We start from the raw sequence: 19576 nt of genomic DNA on the forward strand, positions 1-19576 counted from the left end.
CATGGTTCAACTGACCCTTCCTAAGAACTCGAAAATTATGGGTGGCAAAACATGGCCCAAACCCGAAGGTGCGAACAACGTGCGCAAATTCCAGATTTACCGCTGGAACCCTGATGATGGCAAAAACCCGTCTGTAGATACCTATTTTGTCGACATGGACAAATGTGGCCCGATGGTGCTGGACGCACTGATCAAGATCAAAAACGAGATTGACCCGACGTTGACGTTCCGCCGCTCTTGTCGCGAGGGCATCTGTGGGTCTTGCGCGATGAACATCGACGGGATCAACACGCTGGCCTGCATCTACGGTATGGATGAGATCAAGGGCGACGTGAAAATCTATCCGTTGCCGCATCTGTCTGTGGTGAAGGATTTGATCCCCGACCTGACGCATTTCTATGCACAACACGCGTCTATCATGCCGTGGCTGGAGACGAAAACGAACCGTCCGAAGAAAGAGTGGCGCCAGTCCATTGAGGACCGCAAGAAGCTGGATGGCCTGTATGAATGCGTGATGTGCGCGTCATGCTCGACCTCTTGCCCATCTTACTGGTGGAACGGTGATCGCTATCTTGGGCCAGCAGCCTTGCTGCACGCCTACCGCTGGATCATCGACAGCCGTGATGAAGCAACGGGGGAGCGTTTGGACGAATTGGAAGATCCGTTCAAGCTGTACCGGTGCCACACCATCATGAACTGCGCGAAGACCTGCCCCAAAGGGTTGAACCCCGCGAAGGCCATCGCAGAAATCAAGAACATGATGGTAGAGCGTCAGGTCTAACGGGCCGCTACCTTGACACATTTAACGGGGCGTTGCGGAAGCAGCGCCCCGTTCGCGCTTTAGCAGTAGCGTTCTATCCCAAACATCTGGCTGTCCGAATAGCGATCCCCATGCGCCCAACCAACAGGCAAAATACGGGCAATTTCGGCGCGCGTCTCAGCGGTTAAGGTAATTGCGTCGCCCTCCACAAGTTGCTGCAAATGCGCGCGGCTTCGGGTGCCTGGGATCGGGATCAAATGCCCGCCTTGATCTAGGGTCCACGCAATGGCCGTCGCTGCCGGACTCCATCCTTGAGAAGCACAAAATGCGCCAAATTGTTTTAAGATCGCCGAGTTGGCGGCGAAGTTCTCACCGATAAAGCGCGGCTGCTCCTTGCGAAAATCACCATCTTTGAAGGCGCGCGGGTCAGGCAGTATATCGGCAAACATCCCGCGTGCGACCGGAGAGAACGGCACGAAGGTGACCCCCAACTCTGCACAGGTTTGTATCATGCCCATTTCCGGCTGTCGGGCCCAAAGGGAATATTCGCTTTGGACTGCCATGACTGGGTGCACCGCATGGGCGCGGCGCAGGGAAGATGGCGCGATTTCGGAAAATCCGATACCGCCTATTTTGCCCTCCGCGACGAATTTTGCCAATGTTTGGGTGACGTCTTCGATCGGGCGTTCGGCCTCGCGGCGGTGAATGTAGTATAGGTCCACATAGTCCACGCCCAACCGTTTCAACGAGCTTTCCAATGCGCGACGCAGGCTGGCTTCGGAGTTGTCGAAATGGCGGGTAGGTTGGGTTTCGATCCCGCCCTTGGTCGCGATTTTGAACCCGTGATTGGGATTGGCCTTGAGGTAGCTGCCGATGATCTCTTCGGATTTTCCCATGCCGTAAATCAATGCGGTGTCCAAAAAATCGACGCCAAAGTCGCGGGCCGCATCCAACGTGTCATAGGAGGTCTGCAAATCGGTGTCGCCGTAGAATCCGGCAAAACTCATGCAGCCCAGTCCGACGGCCCCGACGCGGGGACCGTCCTTTCCCAACAATCGTTGTTTCATGCGAAAGCCGCCTCGAGGGCGATTTCCACCATGTCGCCGAAGCTTTTTTCGCGGTCCTCACTTGGCAAGGCTTCGCCGGTGATCAGGTGATCAGACACGGTCAACACCGCCAAGGCGCGACGGTCATAGCGGGCCGCAAGCGTGTAGAGTTCCGCGGCCTCCATCTCGACGCCCAAGATCCCATGACGGGTCATCAATTCGTTCAGGTCTGGGCGTTCGTCGTAGAATACATCGGCAGAGTAGATGCCGCCGACATGAGTGGGCACCTTGCGGGCCTCAGCAGCGTGATAGGCTTTGTGCAGAAGGTCGAAATCGCAAGTTGGCGCGAACTGCAGTTCTTTGAAGATACCACGGGACGGGGTCGAAATGGTCGTGGTGGCCGTTGCCAAAATCACATCACGCACGCCGACCTTATCCTGCATGCCGCCACAAGAGCCGATACGGATCAGGGTTTGTGCATTATATTCTTTGATCAGTTCATTCACATAGATGGACAGCGACGGCATTCCCATGCCCGACCCTTGTATGGTGACGCGGTTGCCCTTCCAGCTGCCTGTATATCCCAGCATGCCGCGCACTTCATTGACGAGTTTGACGTCATCTAGAAAGGTTTCTGCCGCCCATTTGGCGCGATATGGATCGCCAGGAAGCAGGACGGTTTCTGCAATATCGCCGAGCTTGGCACCGATATGAATGGTCATGGGGCAGGTTCCTTTTGGACTAATACACGGGCGAGTGTATCAGCGCCAAAAGGCAGGCGCGAGACCTACTGTCGCGCTATTCTGCGGCGATGCCTGCGGGATCCACCAGTGTTACCAAGTCATCCATGATACGGTTCAGTTCGAAGTCTTTAGGAGTGTAGACCTTCGCCACGCCCATCGCACGCAGACGCTGCGCGTCATCCTCAGGTATGATGCCGCCAACCACGACCGGAATATGGCCGATTCCTGCTGCTTTCATTCTGGAAATCATGTCCTCTATCAGCGGAATATGAGATCCCGACAGGATCGACAGGCCGACAACATGGGCCTCGTCCTTCAACGCCGCCTCAACGAGCTCCTCTGGAGTGAGGCGGATTCCCTCATAGCTGATGTCCATGCCGCAATCACGGGCGCGGGCTGCGATTTGCTCCGCCCCGTTTGAGTGCCCGTCGAGACCAGGTTTGCCGACAAGGAACTTCAGGCGACGCCCCAGTTTGGTTGACACAGCGTCCACGCGGTTGCGAATGTCCTCAAGGCCTTCCGTCCGGTTGGAAGGATTGCGTGACACGCCGGTCGGGCCACGATATTGCCCAAAGGCTTGGCGGATCACGTCGCCCCATTCGCCTGTGGTTGCGCCCGCTTTGGCGGCTTCAATGGTGGGGATCATGATGTTGGTGCCGTCTTGTGCGGCAAGGCGCACTTTAGCAAGGGCTGCCTCTACCGCGTCATTGTCACGCGAGGCGCGCCAAGCGTCCAGTCGCGCAATTTGGTCGGCCTCGGCGTCTTTGTCGGACACCATGATCGCCTCGTCGCCTGCAGTCAGAGGGCTTTCTTCGTGCTGTTGGAACTTGTTCACGCCGACAACGGTGGTATCGCCTGTCTCGATCCCGCCCAAGCGTTCGGAATTGGCCTCGACGAGCCGTGACTTCATGTATTCGATGGCCTCATTGGCCCCACCCATGCTGTCGATGGTCGCCAATTCCGCGCGCGCGCCTTCTTTCAAGGCCTCAACTTTGCGGTCGACCGCGGGATTGCCGTCGAACAAATCGTCGTATTCCAACAAGTCGGTTTCAAACGCCATGATCTGTTGCATACGCAGGGACCACTGCTGGTCCCACGGTCGGGGCAGGCCAAGGGCTTCGTTCCACGCGGGCAGTTGCACGGCGCGCGCACGGGCGTTCTTGGACAAGGTTACCGCCAGCATTTCGATCAGAATGCGGTAGACGTTGTTTTCAGGTTGCTGTTCCGTCAGGCCCAGAGAATTCACCTGCACGCCGTAGCGAAAGCGGCGGAATTTGGGGTCCTCGACGCCGTAGCGCTCGCGGCAAATTTCATCCCACAGGTCCACGAAGGCGCGCATTTTGCACATCTCGGTGACGAAGCGGATGCCCGCGTTCACGAAGAAGGATATGCGGCCCACCATGGCGGGGAAATGCTCGGCCGGGACTTTGCCCTTCAGGTCATCAAGGACTGCGGTTGCTGTGGCAAGGGCGAAGGCCAACTCTTGCTCCGGCGTCGCTCCGGCTTCTTGCAAGTGGTATGAACAAACATTCATCGGGTTCCACTTGGGAAGGTGCTGGCGGGTATAAGCTGCCACGTCGGTGATCATGCGCAACGATGGTTTTGGGGGGCAGATGTAGGTGCCGCGGGACAGATATTCCTTGATCAGGTCATTTTGAACGGTGCCTTGGAGGGCGGAAATGTCTGCGCCTTGCTCTTCGGCTGCGGCAATATAGAGCGCTAGCAACCATGGGGCGGTCGCGTTGATCGTCATGGAGGTGTTCATCTTTTCCAACGGAATGTCGTTGAACAGGCTGCGCATATCACCCAAATGCGCCACGGGCACGCCGACCTTTCCGACCTCGCCCTTGGACAGAATGTGATCACTGTCGTATCCGGTTTGGGTTGGCAGATCGAAGGCAACCGACAGGCCCGTTTGCCCCTTGGCCAAGTTCCCGCGGTACAGCTCATTCGAGGCCTTGGCGGTAGAGTGGCCCGCATAGGTGCGGAACAGCCAAGGGCGATCTTTTTGCGGCGTGTTGGGCTGGTCGGACATGGGGGCCTCGTGTGAATCGCTTGCAGCAACAATCTTGCGTTGAGGGATTGATACTTGGAATTTTATGGCTTTGTCAACGCGCCGCGTTGCAGCATGACGGGATTTACCCCAAAGGCAAAGACTGCCACTGTCCTCGCATATGTTTAACACGGTGGAACTGCCCGTTTGGGCTTTGATTTTGATGGGGCTGTTGGCCGCGGTTACGGCCGCGTCACATTTCTTGTTTCCGTCTGTGCGCTGGTTCTTTCGCAGACGGGCGGAGCGGGTCGTGTCGAAGTTGAACGCCAAGCTGGCGCGACCGATACAGCCGTTCAAACTGGCCCGCCGACACGACATGATCCAAAATGTCCTGTACGACCCAGACGTCATTCGCGCCGTGAACGACTATGCCGACACCATGGGGGTCCCTGACAACGTGGCCTTCGAGACCGCGGAACGCTATGCCCGCGAAATCGTGCCGTCATTTAGCGCTACGGTCTACTTCGGCTTGGGCACTAAGGCGGCAAAGTGGATGTCGCGCAGCCTATACCGTGTCAGGGTTGTGAATCCTCGCAGTGAAGCCATGGCCGCAATCGATCCCGACGCCACTGTGGTCTACATTATGAACCACCGCTCCAATATGGATTACATATTGGTGACCTATTTGGCCGCACGTGACAGCGCGCTTTCATATGCGGTGGGAGAATGGGCGCGGGTTTGGCCATTGCGCCCCCTGATCAAAATGATGGGCGGCTATTTCATTCGTCGCAAGAACCTGAACCCGCTGTATCGCCGTATCTTGGCGCGCTACGTGCAGCTGTCGACGAAAGAGGGAGTGGCGCAGGCGGTGTTTCCCGAAGGGGGGCTATCGCGGACAGGGGCGATAGGGACGCCCAAGTTGGGCCTGATCAGCTATATTGTGGATGGGTTTCATCCGGAAAACGCCCGCGACGTGGTGTTCGTACCCGTAGGCCTTAGCTATGATCGGGTGTTGGAGGACCGTGTTTTGGTTGCCGCCGCAGGCGATAAGTCTGCACGGTTCAAATTTCGTATCGGGCATCTGCTGCGCTATGTTGGTCGCCACCTTTGGCAACGGGTGACCGGAAAGTTTCACCGCTTGGGGTTCGCGGGCGTGGCCTTTGGGACGCCGGTTTCGTTAAAGCAGTTTGTGACGGAGCACCCCGAGAATACCACCGAATTGCTGGGTGCGGAGCTGATGCAGCGTGTGGGCTCTGTTGTGCCAGTGTTGCCGGTTCCCTTGACCTGCCGCCATATCGTCGCGGCAGGTGGGGTGATCGCGCGCTCCGATCTTGAGGCGCGATTTACGCAAGATATTGAAGAAGTTCGCAAGGCAGGCATGGAGCTTTGCATGCCCCGCGAGAACGGAAAGCTGCTTGAAGGGCGGGCCCTGAGTGAGGCTTTGAGGATGTTGGAAGTGCGCGAATTGATCAAAGTTTCGGGCACAACGATATCTGTAACCGATAAGGCGCCAGAGATTCTGGCCTATTACGCCTCCAGCATCGAAAATTTACCAACGACATAAAATTTCAAAAAACTATACTTTGGGGTTGTATTGTTACTTTGACGTTTGTATCTCTCCGTTATTGGCGGCGCAGCATTCGATTCTGCGTCGCGGCACTGACTAAGATGGGGAGCGCCTGACATGGCCCTTGATACGCAGGACGACAAATTGGATTACAGCGCAGAAAAGAAAGACCTCTATGAGGTTGGGGAAATTCCTCCGATGGGACATGTGCCCGCGCAAATGTATGCATGGGCCATCCGCCGCGAACGTCACGGCGAACCTGAAGACAGCTTCATGAACGAAGTTGTTGAAACGCCTTCGATCGACAGCAACGAAGTGCTGGTCTTGGTTATGGCTGCGGGCGTGAACTATAATGGAGTTTGGGCCGGCCTTGGTGTTCCGATCAGCCCGTTTGACGTGCATAAAGCTGAGTATCACATCGCGGGCTCTGATGCTGCAGGCATCGTTTGGGCCGTTGGCGACAAGGTGACCCGCTGGAAGGTGGGCGATGAAGTTGTGGTTCATTGCAATCAAGACGACGGCGACGACGAAGAGTGCAACGGTGGGGATCCGATGTTCTCGAGCAGCCAGCGCATTTGGGGCTACGAAACCCCCGATGGCTCATTCGCGCAATTCACACGGGTTCAAGCGCAACAATTGATGCCGCGGCCTGCACATCTTAGCTGGGAAGAAAGCGCCTGCTATACACTGACATTGGCCACCGCATATCGCATGTTGTTTGGCCACGCTCCGCATGAGTTGAAGCCTGGCCAAAACGTTTTGATCTGGGGCGCCTCTGGGGGGCTTGGTTCTTTCGCGGTGCAGCTGGCTAAAACGGCTGGGGCGAACGCAATTGGTGTGATCTCTGACGAAAGCAAGCGTGATTTCGTGATGGGACTGGGAGCCAAAGGTGTTCTGAACCGGAAGGATTTCAACTGTTGGGGTCAAATGCCGACGGTGAACACGCCGGAATACAAAGAATGGTTCGGAGAAGTTCGCAAGTTTGGTAAGGCGATCTGGGACATCACCGGCAAAGGCAACAATGTCGACATGGTGTTCGAGCACCCCGGTGAGTCAACAATGCCAGTGTCTGTTTTTGTGGTTAAAAAGGGCGGCATGGTTGTCATCTGCGCTGGCACCACTGGCTATAACCTGACGATGGACGCACGTTATTTGTGGATGCACCAGAAACGCGTGCAGGGGTCTCACTTCGCACATCTGAAGCAGGCGTCAGCGGCAAACCAGTTGATGTGCGAGCGTCGCTTGGACCCTTGTATGTCCGAGGTGTTCCCTTGGAATGACATTCCACAGGCCCACACCAAGATGCTGCGCAATGAGCATAAGCCCGGAAATATGGCCGTTTTGGTGACGGCACCGCGCAACGGACTAACAACTTTCAAAGATACTTTGGCCGCTAGCCGAGAAGCTTGACCTTCTCAAACTAGTTCTCGAAATTGCCCGCGAATCTATCAGGTTCGCGGGTTTTCCTTTGTTTGGAAAACTCCATCTTAGCAAAAACAATAGGTTACAAATCGTTGCCTCGCTATTTTTGGGGAGGACCAATTGGTGAATTTTATCGGCAATTTTCCGCTGCTAAGCTCTTGTTAACGGTTGGTTAACCCTTTGGAGAGGATAGTGTAGATGAAGAATGACTGGATTATCGACGTCTTAATGGATCTCAGAAAGTTCTCTGCCAAAAACGAGTTAAAGTATCTTGCAGAGCATCTTGACGACACGATCATGGTTGCGACTTCCGAACTCGCAACACCGGTCCATTCCAGACGACGAATGACGGGTGCTTATGAACCGACTGGTAGATATGCAGGAAATGCTTTCACAGGCGACAACGCTTGAGGAACTGCAAACCTTTGTAGAGCAACTTAGGTCGACTTACGACCTAGAACATCTTGTCTATCATTCGGTGAACAGTACCGGCGATCAATATGCGGCCCTCACATATGACCCGAAGTGGGCAGAGCGCTATGTTGAAAAAGACTATGCCCGCATCGATCCGGTTGTTCAGGGCTGCTACCGGTTGTTTCACCCCATTGACTGGAAATCGCTAGACTGGTCCACTAAAACTGCGCGCTCCTTCATGGGGGAGGCAACGCAAGCGGGATTGGGAAATCAGGGATTTAGCGTGCCCATTCGCGGCCCCAGTGGTCAGTTCGCCTTGTTCTCGATAAACCATCGTTGCAGCGATGATACTTGGGCCACCTACACCAACGAGCGTGCAGCCGACCTTTTGCTTATTTCCCACTACATGAATGAGAAAGCGCTTCAGATCGAAGGGAACGCGAACCGTCCCGCCGCCCGCGCCCTTTCGCCCCGAGAAAGGGACACGCTAACTTTGTTGGCGACGGGGGCAAATCGCGCCAGCATTGCAGAAAGTTTAAACATTTCTGAGAGCACCTTGCGCGTCTACATCGAAAGCGCACGCCTGAAGCTTGGGGCTTCAAACACAACGCACGCAGTCGCTTTGGCCCTGTCACACGGTATGATCGTGGTTTGAAACCGTTGCCATCGGTCGCTTGCTGCGGTCGCTACTCTGAAAAATCATTAACCAAAACATGCGACTTCTCTGTCTCCTACAGAATGGGGATTCAGATGATCAGATATATCAGTGCAGTTGAGTTAGTGACCTACCCAAAGCTGTTTGACAGCATGCTGAGAGATCGCGCCATTCAGTTCCACCAACGGTTGAACTGGGACGTCTCGGTTGATGACAACGGGTTCGAGCGCGACGAATACGACATGCGCAATCCCCTCTACATTCTATGGGAAACCGCATCCGGCGAGCACGGAGGATCTATGCGGTTTATGCCAACGACCGCCGCGACAATGGTGAATGATCACTTTTCGGACCTGGCGGGCAGAAAGATACGCGACCCGCACATCTGGGAAACAACGCGGTTCTGTGTATCCCCATCCGCGCAAGATGGTGGGCGGATCGCGGCATTACTGATGTTGGCAGGGGCGCAATTTGGCGTGGGGCAGGGCCTTAGCCATGCCGTTGGGGTGTTTGACGCACGGATGATCCGTATCTACCGCAAACTTGGCTGGCTCCCGCAGATATTGGGTACGCAAGGCCACGGGCGCGATGCGATCAGTACAGGGCTATGGGCGTTCGGGGCGACGCCACTGCGCAACTTGTCACAAAAGGCGGGCGTTTCGCTGGAGGTGTCGTCGCATTGGTACACCCGCGCATTCGGGCAGCGGGCGGGCGTGAATAAGGACCTTGTTGCGGCCTGATCTCGCTGGCAAACCACAGGGGCGCAAGGTAGGGTCCGCCCTATGTCAAAGATCCCAACTGCAGTCACATTTTCTGAAGATCAGGCGGAAGCCTACGATGCCATAACGGAGCTTATGGCAAAGGCAGGCGTTGATCTTGTGGAGGGGCATACGACCCCTCTCAATGACGCAAAAAGTCAGGTTATGGCGGTCGTTGGGAAGGCGGGCTCGGGGAAGACTTTGCTGCTCGCCAAGATGGTTGACGCCGTCGTGGATGCGGGCGTGGACCTGATTTCCGGTGACTATGATGGAAAGCCGCGCAAGGACCGACGCACAATTGCCGTGTTGGCCCCGACCAACAAAGCGGCAAGTGTGCTGCGCAATCGAGGCGTTCCGGCCACAACCATTCACCGCATTCTATATACGCCAATGTATGATCCGGAATACGAAAAGGTTGCCGATTGGTTGGCAGGGCAAGGTGATCGCCCCGAGATCGAAGGCATCACGGATATCGCCCTTGATCGCGCTTTGGCGTTCTATGAGACGAATAAATCAATCCCGGGGGCGCTGGCGGCTGCGGGATTGAAGGGCTCTGACTTTATCCAAGGCTGGAAGCGACGCGAAGACCCGTTAGACATCGGCTTCATTGATGAATCTTCGATGCTCGACGAGAAGCAATACGAAGATCTGCGTGAAATTTTTCCAACATTGATCTTGTTCGGTGACCCTGCGCAATTGGCGCCAGTCGGTCAATCTGGCGCTATGGTGTTCGACAAGCTCAAAGATGGCCGCAGGCTGGAACTGTCGCGCGTGCACCGTCAAACACAAGACAACCCCATCCTTGATCTGGCGCATGCGCTGGCAGACCCAAATGTGAACTTCAATGCGTTTGAGCAATTGGTCCGTGACGCGGCGGCAAAAGACGACCGTGTAATCTATGCCGAACGGGTTGAGGCAGATCTGATGGCGCGCTCGCCGGTTTTGGTCTGGCGCAACGCCACGCGCATCCGCTTGATACAGGCCTTCAGAGGCGCATATGGGGCGACGGTCGATACGTTACTGCCTGGCGAGCCACTGATTTGCGACGGTATCGAGCTACCCGCAAAGCACCGCAAAAAGCGGATCGACCTAGAAGCGCGTGGCCTGATCAAAGGGGCACAAGTGATTTACATGGGGCCGGGCAACAAGCCGGGGTTTTCGAAGTTGCATGTGTTGGGCGCGGAAGACCCGCAGGTTTCGGCCGCGTCGATCATCAAAATCGAAGCCCCGGGCGAGGAAGAGCCATTCATCCCCTTCGCGGCCCGTATGGGAGCTGCGTTCTTACATGGCTCCGCCGTTACGATACATAAAGCGCAGGGCTCACAGTGGGATACGGTGCAAGTCTTCGCACCTGATCTATACGCCGCCGCCCGCGCAGGCCGCGAAGAGGCAGGGCAACCCTTGTGGAAACGTTTGGCCTATGTTGCGATTACGCGGGCAGAGAACCGGCTAATGTGGATAACGCGCAATATGCTTGCACGCCCAACGGGGACCTTGCGAACGGACGATTTGCCGAAAACTGCAGCCAAGCTGGAGCTGAAATCGCTAGACGCGGAAGACTGATTTAGAAGCGAATGTAGCGGAAAACCGCGGAGGCCATCCAGCCCGCTGCAATCGCGATGAACAGCGAGAGCAGGCCGTAGATCAACGGCTTTTGATGTGCCAAATCATAGATCCAACGCTCCAGCCCAACCTTGTTGACGTTTATTACCGTAGCATAATCGTCGACAATCACCCCGTTGCGCACGAGGAAGATATGGGTGTCATACGGGCCTTCCACCAAATTGGCCGGCAGGTCGATGGTGGTGGAAAACAGCGTCTCGTCGAACAAATTTACCGTGTTATCCAGCTGCTGATACAGGTTCTTTTTGGTTCGAATGCGGATAAGGGCTTCGGTGAATTCTGTCGCGTTCTCAACATCCGAGGGGGCGCCCACCGAACGGATCGCGCGTGGAATGGAAATGCCGTGCCGCAAATCTTCGGTTTCGGTCAGTACGTCACTAAGTGCCCCGCTGGAGGCCACAGCATAGAAGCTGGGGGCGGCATCGACCTCGACGGCGCTGGTATTCACCCAAATGCCGTAACGCCAGTCTTTCTTGCGAACATTCACTTCCTGCTTTGGCCCTGCAACGGTGATGATCACCTGCATTGGGTCGGCTGCGGCAGGGGCATCGCGCTTGACTGCGCCGTAGATCAAAATGTCAGAGCCGTCGAAGTTCGCGGTAATCGCGACCTCGTCTTTTGACAGATCCGCCACGACTTCTTCCGCCGCCAACGGGCTTGAAAGGAGGCAAAGGGCCAATGCAAGAGCACGCAACATCAGTGGCCACCCGCCCCAAGAGAGAACAACTCGGACGGTTCAATCAACAAGTCCAAAGCAAGCTTGGCACAGACCCCGATAACCATCAAAGACAACAAGATGCGCAATTGCTCGGCCTTTAGTTTCACACCGATCCGCGTGCCGATTTGCGCCCCGACAACTCCACCGACCAACAGTAAGACTGCCAAGGCCATGTCGACGGTGTAGTTTGTGGTCGCATGCAGCAAGGTGGTAAAGGCCGTCACAAAAATGATCTGGAACAGCGATGTCCCGATCACAACTTTTGTGGGCATTCCCAGAATGTAGATCATGGCTGGCACCATGATGAAGCCGCCGCCAACGCCCATAATCGCGGCCAATATCCCGACGAACAAACCAACCACCAGTGGCGGAATAACGGATATATACAGTCCGGATGTGCGGAATTTCACTTTGAAAGGCAGCGCGTGCACGAACCCGTGCTTCTTGCGAACAGGGACGGAGGTCGGGCTTTTGGACCGGCGAATGGCGCGCAGGCTTTCAAAGAACATCAGCCCGCCGATGATGCCAAGGAAGACAACGTAGCAAAGTTTTACCAGCAGGTCGACTTGGCCCATCTCGCGCAAGATGGTGAAAACCTGGACCCCGATTGCGGCCCCCGTCAGCCCCCCGATGAGCAACACAACACCCATCTTCAAATCAACCGTTCGGCGTTTAAAATGCGCCAGCACCCCCGAGAAGGACGAAGCCACAATTTGATTGGCCTCCGTGGCCACCGCCACCGCGGGCGGGATGCCAATGAAGAACAACAATGGGGTCATCAAGAAACCGCCACCGACGCCAAACATTCCGGACAATATCCCCACGATTCCGCCCAGCCCAAGGAGCAAGAACGCGTTAACCGAGACTTCGGCTATGGGGAGATATATTTGCATGGGTGTTCCTTAGACCTGTCCAACTGGACTGGGCAATCTTAAAAGATAAGTCCAGATACAATAAATATCGATCTCACGCTTGAATTCGAGATATTGGGACTCTCCATGGAATTTACCGCTCTTTGACGTAGGGCTCTCCTCCCGCGCGAGGCGGAACAGCTTTGCCAACAAAACCGGCAAGGATCACCACTGTCAAAATATAGGGCAGCGCTTGCATGAATTGCGACGGCAAGGTGACAACGCCCAAATCAAGGCTTGGGTAGCGGTTGGATATCGCCTCCAAAAGCCCGAACAGCAAAGTTGCATATAGTGCATACCATGGCCGCCACTTTGCAAAAATCAGCGCCGCCAGTGCGATAAACCCGCGCCCAGCGGTCATTTCTTTGACGAAACTCGCCCCAAGCCCAGTGGCCAGATAAGCCCCAGCCAAACCGCAAAGCACGCCGCAAATCGCGACCGCGGCATAGCGCAACGCGACCACGGAAATGCCGGCTGTGTCCACCGCCGCAGGATTTTCCCCGACCGCGCGCAAACGCAATCCGAACCGTGTGCGATAGAGTACATACCATGTCAAAGGCACACACAGCAGCGCGACGTAGACAAGGAAAGTGTGGCCGGACAAGACCTCAGAATATAAAGGCCCGAAAATTGGAACCGCCGACAGGGTTTCGGCAAAGGGCAATTCGATACTTTGGAAACGTGCCGCGCCATTCAACGAGGGGGTTTGCCCCCCTAGATTGAACCAGCTCAACCCGATCAGCACCGTAAGGCCGGAGGCCAGAAAGTTGATCGCCACGCCGGAAATCAGCTGATTGCCGCGGAAGGTGATTGAGGCCAATCCATGGATGGCAGATAGGGCCAAAGAGGCCCCGACGCCCGCCAGCAGCCCCATCCAGACAGATCCTGTTGAATAGGCCGTCGCGGCCGAGAAAAACGCCGCAATCAGCATTTTGCCTTCAAGCCCGATGTCAAAAATGCCAGCGCGCTCTGAGAACAGACCGGCAAGGCAGGCAAACAACAAAGGGGTAGCAAGACGCAAGGCGCTGTCGAAAATCTGGATGATTGTGAGATAATCCATGACTTACGCCTCCGCTTTCTTGGGCCGCAGCAAAACTTTGGCCACCATCAGGCGCACCATATTGTCCAAAGCACCAGTGAACAGGATCACCAAAGCTTGGATGACGATCACCAATTCGCGCGGGATCGAAGTCCAAAGACCCAACTCCGCGCCACCTTGGTAAAGCGCGCCAAACAGCAACGCAGAAAACAAGATACCAACTGGATGAGATCGCCCCATCAAAGCCACCGCGATACCGATGAAGCCCGCGCCTTCTACCGATCCAAGGATCAGGCGCTCTGCCTCGCCCATAACGTTGTTTATCGCCATAAGACCAGCCAAAGCACCAGAGATCATCATGGTGACGATGGTGATTTTAATAGGGCTGATGCCGGCATAGACCGCTGCAGGTTGTGACTTGCCGAATGCACGAAGCTGATAGCCCAAGCGGGTGCGCCAGATCAGATAGTAGACAAAAACACAGGCCAAAAGCGCCACGATCAAGGTCACATTCGCAGGCGTGCCTTTCGAGAAGGGAATGCCCACGGCGTTAAGGATGTCTCCCAAAGACGGCAGATGAGTCACTTCGGGGAACTTACCGGTCGCAGGGTCCATGGATCCGCTGGGACGCAGCTTATTGACGATAACATAGTTCAACAAAGACGCTGCGATGAAGTTGAACATGATTGTGGTAATCACAATGTGGCTGCCGCGTTTGGCTTGCAGATAGGCGGGGATCAAAGCCCACATCGCGCCAAACAAGCCCGCGAAGGCAATGGCCGCCAACAGGGCGATGCTCCAATGTGGCCAAGGGATGAACAGGCAAATCAACGCGACGCCCAAACCACCAAGAGCCGCCTGACCCTCGCCGCCAATGTTGAACAAAGACGCATGAAAGGCCACCGCAACGGCCAATCCGGTAAAGATAAAGTTGGTGGCGTAATACAGGGTATATCCCCAGCCATAAGTAGACCCGAGCGCACCCGATATCATCAGGCTCAACGCTTCCATCGGGTCATGGCCGGTGACCAAAACCATCAACATGGAAAGGAAAAAGGCGAGGATCAGCCCGACCAGCGGCACAATGACGAGGTCGACCCATTTTGGCAGTTGTTCCATCTCAGGTGGTCTCCCCGGTCATGCCGGCCATCATCAGGCCAAGTTCTTTCTCATCGGTCTCGGACGGCAGACGTTCCCCCATCAATTGCCCGTCAAAGATCACCGCAACGCGATCCGCCAAAGACAAGATTTCCTCGAGTTCCACCGAAACCAGCAAGATCGCCTTACCTTTGTCACGTAGGGCCACGATCTGTTGGTGGATGAATTCGATCGCGCCGATATCTACCCCGCGGGTCGGTTGCCCGATCAGCAAAAGGTCAGGGTCTCGTTCGATCTCGCGGGCCAACACGATCTTTTGCTGGTTTCCCCCCGAAAAGCTCTTGGCCTCCAGTTCAGCATTGGCTGGGCGCACGTCAAAGCGTTCGATTTTGCCTTGGGCGTCTTCACGAATGGCCGCGTTGTCCATCAGCAAACCCGCCTGATAGGCGTCATCGTCATCATATCCGAAGGCGGTGTTCTCCCACGCCTTGAAATCCATGATCAGGCCTTCGCGCTGGCGGTCCTCGGGGACATGGGCAATGCCGCGTTTACGGCGCGATCGGGCATCCGAAAACTTGCCTGTCAAGTCTAACTCTTGGCCATTCACCCGAATGGTGCCGGTGCCGTTCTCAATACCGCCCAAAACTTCCAGCAGTTCGGATTGCCCGTTTCCAGCAACCCCCGCGATGCCGAGGATTTCACCTGCACGCACCTCTAGTGAGATACCTTTTACGCGCTCGACGCCTGCCGCATCAACGACGCGCAAGTTTTCAACTTCCAGCACCTTTTCGCCCGGCGTCGCAGGTTCTTTATCTACGCGCAGCAGCACCTTACGTCCGACCATCAGCTCGGCCAGATGCTCTGGTGAGGTCTCGGATGTTTTCACTGTCGCGGTCATCTCGCCACGTCGCATCACAGACACCGTGTCGGTGGCCTCCATGATCTCACGCAGCTTGTGAGTGATTAAAATGATTGTTTTGCCTTCTTCCTTCAGGCGGTGAAGGATGCGGAACAATTGGTCCGCCTCGGCAGGGGTCAGAACGCCAGTAGGTTCATCCAGAATGAGAATATCCGCCCGCCGGTATAAAGCCTTCAAAATCTCGACGCGTTGCTGCATGCCCACGCCGATATCCTCGATCAAGGCATCTGGGTCTACGTTCAGTTCATATTCGGCTGCCAATGCCGTCAGCTCTTTGCGCGCCTTGCGTAAGGAGGGGGCCAGCATCGCACCGTCTTCAGCACCAAGAATCACGTTTTCCAGAACCGTGAAATTTTCCACCAGTTTGAAATGCTGAAACACCATACCAATGCCCGCAGCAATGGCCGCTTGGCTATCGGGGATCATGGTTTTCTTGCCGGATATATAGACTTCGCCTTTGTCAGCTTTGTAGAACCCGTACAGGATCGACATCAGCGTGGACTTCCCCGCGCCGTTTTCGCCAATAATGCCGTGGATCGTGCCGGGCATGACGCTGATTGAGATGTCTTTGTTTGCTTGAACGGGGCCGAAGGACTTCGAGATGCCTTTAAGTTCGATTGCCGGAGCGGTGCTCACTCGGGTTCTCCCATGCCGGCAAACCCAATGAGACGGGTGATTTTTCCGTCTTTGATATCCGCGAAGTACTGGCCATGCTGCATCGCGACGCCGTCTTTGCAAAACGCAACAGTCGCGCGGGCGTGGCCGTTGTGTTGAGAGACATGCACCACCTTGGCCGAGCCGTCCGGCATCATGTCACCGAATATTTTCACATAGGCCAGATAGGCGTCACGCGTGGTGATCGGTTCCGGCGCATTTGGGTCTGCGTAGTAAAATGTAGTGGCAAGAGCCGCGTCGGTCTTTGCCGCGCGGCTCTCGTCTGATGGATCGCCCCAAGCTGAGAAGAATGTGTTGATGCAGTCTGTCATGCTTGGGACTCCTAACTTAGAACGTCAGGGCTGGGCAGGTTTCGTCGGACATGTAGTCATGCACCGCAACGTCGCCAGCAATGATCTGGGCCGCAACCGCGTCCACTTCTGTTTTCAGTTCGTCAGAAACCAAGGACGCGTTGTTGTCGTCCATGGAGTAACCCACGCCTTCATTGGCCAAGCCCATGACGTTGAAGCCAGTTGTCAGGCCGGGGCCGTCTTTCATGGCGTTGTAAACAGCGTTGTCGACGCGCTTCATCATGGATGTCAGGACTTTGCCCGGGTGCAGGTGGTTTTGGTTGCTGTCGACGCCGATGGACAAGATGCCTTCGTCAGCGGCAGTTTGCAGAACACCCAAACCTGTGCCGCCAGCTGCTGCATAGACAACGTCAGCGCCTTGGCTGATTTGCGCGCGAGTCAGCTCGCCGCCTTTAACCGGATCGTTCCAAGCCGCACCTGTTGTGCCAGTCATGTTGGAGATTACTGTCGCATCTGCGTTCGCCGCTTTGGCGCCTTGGGCATAGCCACATGCAAACTTGCGGATCAGTGGGATGTCCATGCCGCCGATGAAGCCTACAGTGTTGGTTTTGGACGCTTTTGCCGCCATGTAGCCAACAAGGTAAGACCCTTCGTGCTCGTTAAAGACCACGGAGCGCACGTTTGGCGCGTCAACGACCATGTCGATGATAACGAAGGAGGTATCAGGATAATCACCTGCAACTTCGCCCAAAGCATTCCCAAAGGCAAAGCCAGCCATCACAATGGGATTGAAGCCTTTTTCAGCAAAGCGGCGCAGGGCTTGCTCGCGCTGTGCGTCGGATTGCAGTTCAACTTCCGCGAATTTCGCACCGGATTCTTCGGCCCAGCGTGTAGCGCCGTTAAATGCTGCTTCGTTGAAGGATTTGTCGAACTTGCCGCCGAGATCGAAAATGATCGCTGGATCAGCGGACGCGACACCAGCGCTCAGCGCCATAGTCGCAGCTGCGCCAAGGAATTTGTTCATGACTGTCATGGTGGTCTCCCAGTAGTTTTCTTTGTTTCAACCGAAGCAGTATCGGCGATTTTATATGTGGTGATCAGGCAGGTCTCTGCCCGAAGATCATCGGGCATTAACGCCTAAGCAACGGTCGGGGGTCAACCGATTCTTGCTTAATTTTGGTCTGCTGCATGCAATTTCAGCCTCCAACGTCTGGGTGACGCCCGATAAGTGAACATCTAAGAACCAAGGCGTCCAATGCCGGAGCTTCTGCTTGCTTGTAGTAGCCGCGACGGCGGCCAACCTCTTCGAAGCCAGTGGCGAAATAAAGTGCGGTGGCCGGTGTGTTATCTGCGGCCACTTCGAGAAAGGCGTTTGCCGCGCCCGCGTCTGCGGCCCGCGCTTTGAATGTCTCCACCAATGCGCGCGCCACCCCATTTCGACGTTGGGCCGGTGCCACAGCAAGGGTTAGAAGTTCGGCTTCGTCGGCGAGGACACGCCCCATGAGAAAGGCGTTTTCTTGGGTTAACAGGAACGTGCTGTCTGCAAAGCTGGAGAACTCCTCTGCCGTCCAAGGACGCGGGGTCGTGAAGCATTGCGCATGCAAAGCGGCCAGTTCATCCGGTGTCATAGGATGACGGGGGCAGGGTCGCGAGGGGGGGCGGCATCCGCGGGGCGCAGATAAAGCGGGGCAGGGCGGCTGCCGTCCAACATACGGGTGCTGGCAATGCGGGCGGTGGCCTCTATCGCCGCGCGGGCGGTGGTTTCTACGTGATGACAGCCGAGGCGCAGAGCAAGGTTTGCGCTGTCGTGCCCGACGACCGTAAGACCCCCATCGGGGCTTTGAGACACATCTTGCAAAAGCGACAAGGTCGGAGGCGCCAACGCGATCCCCCCTATGTCAAACAGCTGAGAATAAGCTTTGTTCTGACGCGCATCGATCACTGCCAAAGTTTTCCCAGTTATTGAGGGCGCATCCGCCATCGCCTCCAAGGCGCTGACCCCAATGGCCGGTACACCCAATGACACGGCCAAGCCCCGCGCGGCGCTGACCGAGACGCGGATGCCGGTAAAGTTGCCCGGACCAATGCCCACTCCGATGCGGTCCAGATCAGACCAATTTTTGCCCGCCTCGGTCAAGACCTCCTCGAGGAGGGGCATCAGGCGCTCTGCTTGGCCTTTGGCCATGTCCTCGACACGGGTCGCGACAATCGTGTCGCCCAACAACAAAGCGGCCGCGCAATGCGCAGCCGATGTGTCAAATGCCAATGTAAGTTGATCAGCCATAGCGTCAGACTTAGGCCGCGACGGGGCGAACCTCAACCACTTCGGGGATGTAGTGGCGCAGCAGATTTTCGATCCCCATCTTCAGTGTCACTGTGGAGGACGGGCAGCCCGCGCAGGCCCCTTGCATATGCAGGTACACGATGCCCCGCTCAAAGCCGTGGAAGGTGATGTCGCCCCCATCTTGCGCCACTGCTGGGCGCACGCGGGTATCTAGGAGCTCTTTGATTTGCTCGACAATTGCGCCGTCTTCGCCGCTGTGTTCTGCGTGGCCACCGCTTTCGGCGGTGTCACCGGCAAGGGCAGGTTGGCCGGATTGAAAATGCTCCATCACGGCCCCCAGAATGGCGGGTTTGACGTGATCCCATTCCACAGTGTCGGCCTTGGTCACGGTGACAAAGTCATTTCCAAGGAACACGCCTGTGACGCCTTCCACAGCGAAAACGCGGCTCGCGAGGGGAGAGGTTCCGGCTGTGTCCGCCGACGGGAAATCCGCAGTTCCCATTTCCAGCACTGTCTGTCCGGGTAGGAACTTTAGCGTAGCGGGGTTGGGAGTGGATTCTGTCTGGATAAACATGGCGGGGCCTCTTTGATGTAGACTGTAGATATGAGACTGCGCAGGCGCGAAGTCAATAGTTTGGAATTATTCTAAGGTGGCTGGGCG

General features: G+C 56.1%; 19 protein-coding genes. 6 read left to right on the forward strand and 13 right to left on the reverse strand.

All coding sequences use genetic code 11. From position 1 onward, the window contains the following. The first annotated feature begins 1 nt into the window (after position 1). Positions 2 to 781 (forward strand): succinate dehydrogenase iron-sulfur subunit, encoded by a 780-nt coding sequence (locus Q0746_RS12135; protein WP_298260608.1) that lies wholly within the window; start codon positions 2 to 4, stop codon positions 779 to 781. A 59-nt stretch (positions 782 to 840) separates the two neighbouring features. On the opposite strand, the gene Q0746_RS12140 is transcribed toward Q0746_RS12135, so the two are convergent. The 3 genes from Q0746_RS12140 to Q0746_RS12150 all read right to left on the reverse strand — a co-directional run bounded on the left by Q0746_RS12140 (position 841) and on the right by Q0746_RS12150 (position 4584). Further along, positions 841 to 1827 (reverse strand): aldo/keto reductase, encoded by a 987-nt coding sequence (locus Q0746_RS12140; RefSeq protein WP_298260610.1) that lies wholly within the window; start codon positions 1825 to 1827, stop codon positions 841 to 843. Next, positions 1824 to 2528, reverse strand: coding sequence for a purine-nucleoside phosphorylase (gene deoD, locus Q0746_RS12145; RefSeq protein ID WP_298260612.1), 705 nt, complete (start codon positions 2526 to 2528; stop codon positions 1824 to 1826). Before deoD ends, Q0746_RS12140 begins: the two co-directional genes overlap by 4 nt. Before the next feature lie 76 nt (positions 2529 to 2604). Beyond that, the gene (locus Q0746_RS12150) at positions 2605 to 4584 is read right to left on the reverse strand and encodes a protein meaA (RefSeq protein WP_298260614.1); all 1980 of its coding nucleotides are present in this window, start codon (positions 4582 to 4584) and stop codon (positions 2605 to 2607) included. A 139-nt stretch (positions 4585 to 4723) separates the two neighbouring features. Here Q0746_RS12150 and Q0746_RS12155 point away from each other — a divergent pair, with 139 nt between their 5' ends. From Q0746_RS12155 to Q0746_RS12175, 5 genes are all read left to right on the forward strand, one after another. After that, positions 4724 to 6106: a 1-acyl-sn-glycerol-3-phosphate acyltransferase gene (locus tag Q0746_RS12155; RefSeq protein WP_298260616.1), complete on the forward strand. Its 1383-nt coding sequence runs from the start codon at positions 4724 to 4726 to the stop codon at positions 6104 to 6106. Positions 6107 to 6226: 120 nt separating this feature from the next. Further along, positions 6227 to 7519 carry a crotonyl-CoA carboxylase/reductase gene (ccrA, locus tag Q0746_RS12160; RefSeq protein ID WP_298260618.1) on the forward strand — a complete coding sequence of 431 codons (1293 nt, stop codon included), beginning with the start codon at positions 6227 to 6229 and terminating at the stop codon, positions 7517 to 7519. Between the two features lie 370 nt (positions 7520 to 7889). Then, positions 7890 to 8600 carry an autoinducer binding domain-containing protein gene (locus Q0746_RS12165; RefSeq protein WP_298260620.1) on the forward strand — a complete coding sequence of 237 codons (711 nt, stop codon included), beginning with the start codon at positions 7890 to 7892 and terminating at the stop codon, positions 8598 to 8600. 95 nt (positions 8601 to 8695) lie between these two features. Next, positions 8696 to 9340 (forward strand): acyl-homoserine-lactone synthase, encoded by a 645-nt coding sequence (locus Q0746_RS12170; protein WP_298260622.1) that lies wholly within the window; start codon positions 8696 to 8698, stop codon positions 9338 to 9340. Between the two features lie 42 nt (positions 9341 to 9382). Further along, positions 9383 to 10921: an AAA family ATPase gene (locus Q0746_RS12175; protein ID WP_298260624.1), complete on the forward strand. Its 1539-nt coding sequence runs from the start codon at positions 9383 to 9385 to the stop codon at positions 10919 to 10921. 1 nt (position 10922) lies between these two features. Here Q0746_RS12175 and Q0746_RS12180 read toward each other — a convergent pair whose 3' ends face one another. The 10 genes from Q0746_RS12180 to Q0746_RS12225 all read right to left on the reverse strand — a co-directional run bounded on the left by Q0746_RS12180 (position 10923) and on the right by Q0746_RS12225 (position 19489). Continuing rightward, positions 10923 to 11678 (reverse strand): TIGR02186 family protein, encoded by a 756-nt coding sequence (locus Q0746_RS12180; protein WP_298260626.1) that lies wholly within the window; start codon positions 11676 to 11678, stop codon positions 10923 to 10925. After that, complete coding sequence (locus tag Q0746_RS12185) at positions 11678 to 12592, reverse strand: sulfite exporter TauE/SafE family protein (RefSeq protein ID WP_298260627.1); 915 nt, start codon at positions 12590 to 12592, stop codon at positions 11678 to 11680. The genes Q0746_RS12180 and Q0746_RS12185 overlap by 1 nt, the downstream gene beginning before the upstream one ends. Positions 12593 to 12704: 112 nt before the next feature. Further along, positions 12705 to 13670, reverse strand: coding sequence for an ABC transporter permease (locus Q0746_RS12190; protein ID WP_298260629.1), 966 nt, complete (start codon positions 13668 to 13670; stop codon positions 12705 to 12707). Positions 13671 to 13673: 3 nt separating this feature from the next. Further along, entirely contained in the window at positions 13674 to 14768 is a 1095-nt protein-coding gene (locus Q0746_RS12195; protein ID WP_298260631.1) for an ABC transporter permease, read from the reverse strand. Position 14769: 1 nt separating this feature from the next. Next, positions 14770 to 16302, reverse strand: a complete 1533-nt coding sequence (locus Q0746_RS12200) for an ABC transporter ATP-binding protein (RefSeq protein ID WP_298260634.1) — start codon at positions 16300 to 16302, stop codon at positions 14770 to 14772. Further along, positions 16299 to 16652 (reverse strand): nuclear transport factor 2 family protein, encoded by a 354-nt coding sequence (locus Q0746_RS12205; RefSeq protein WP_298260636.1) that lies wholly within the window; start codon positions 16650 to 16652, stop codon positions 16299 to 16301. Before Q0746_RS12205 ends, Q0746_RS12200 begins: the two co-directional genes overlap by 4 nt. A gap of 16 nt (positions 16653 to 16668) precedes the next feature. Further along, positions 16669 to 17664: a BMP family ABC transporter substrate-binding protein gene (locus Q0746_RS12210; RefSeq protein ID WP_298260638.1), complete on the reverse strand. Its 996-nt coding sequence runs from the start codon at positions 17662 to 17664 to the stop codon at positions 16669 to 16671. 163 nt (positions 17665 to 17827) lie between these two features. After that, positions 17828 to 18259: a GNAT family N-acetyltransferase gene (locus Q0746_RS12215; protein WP_298260640.1), complete on the reverse strand. Its 432-nt coding sequence runs from the start codon at positions 18257 to 18259 to the stop codon at positions 17828 to 17830. Beyond that, entirely contained in the window at positions 18256 to 18915 is a 660-nt protein-coding gene (tsaB, locus tag Q0746_RS12220; protein ID WP_298260642.1) for a tRNA (adenosine(37)-N6)-threonylcarbamoyltransferase complex dimerization subunit type 1 TsaB, read from the reverse strand. The genes Q0746_RS12215 and tsaB overlap by 4 nt, the downstream gene beginning before the upstream one ends. 10 nt (positions 18916 to 18925) lie before the next feature. Next, on the reverse strand, positions 18926 to 19489 hold the full coding sequence (locus tag Q0746_RS12225) for a NifU family protein (RefSeq protein ID WP_298260643.1): 564 nt from the start codon (positions 19487 to 19489) through the stop codon (positions 18926 to 18928). Positions 19490 to 19576 lie beyond the last annotated feature (87 nt).

Origin of the sequence: uncultured Litoreibacter sp. (assembly GCF_947487515.1) — a bacterium.
Lineage (GTDB): Bacteria > Pseudomonadota > Alphaproteobacteria > Rhodobacterales > Rhodobacteraceae > Litoreibacter.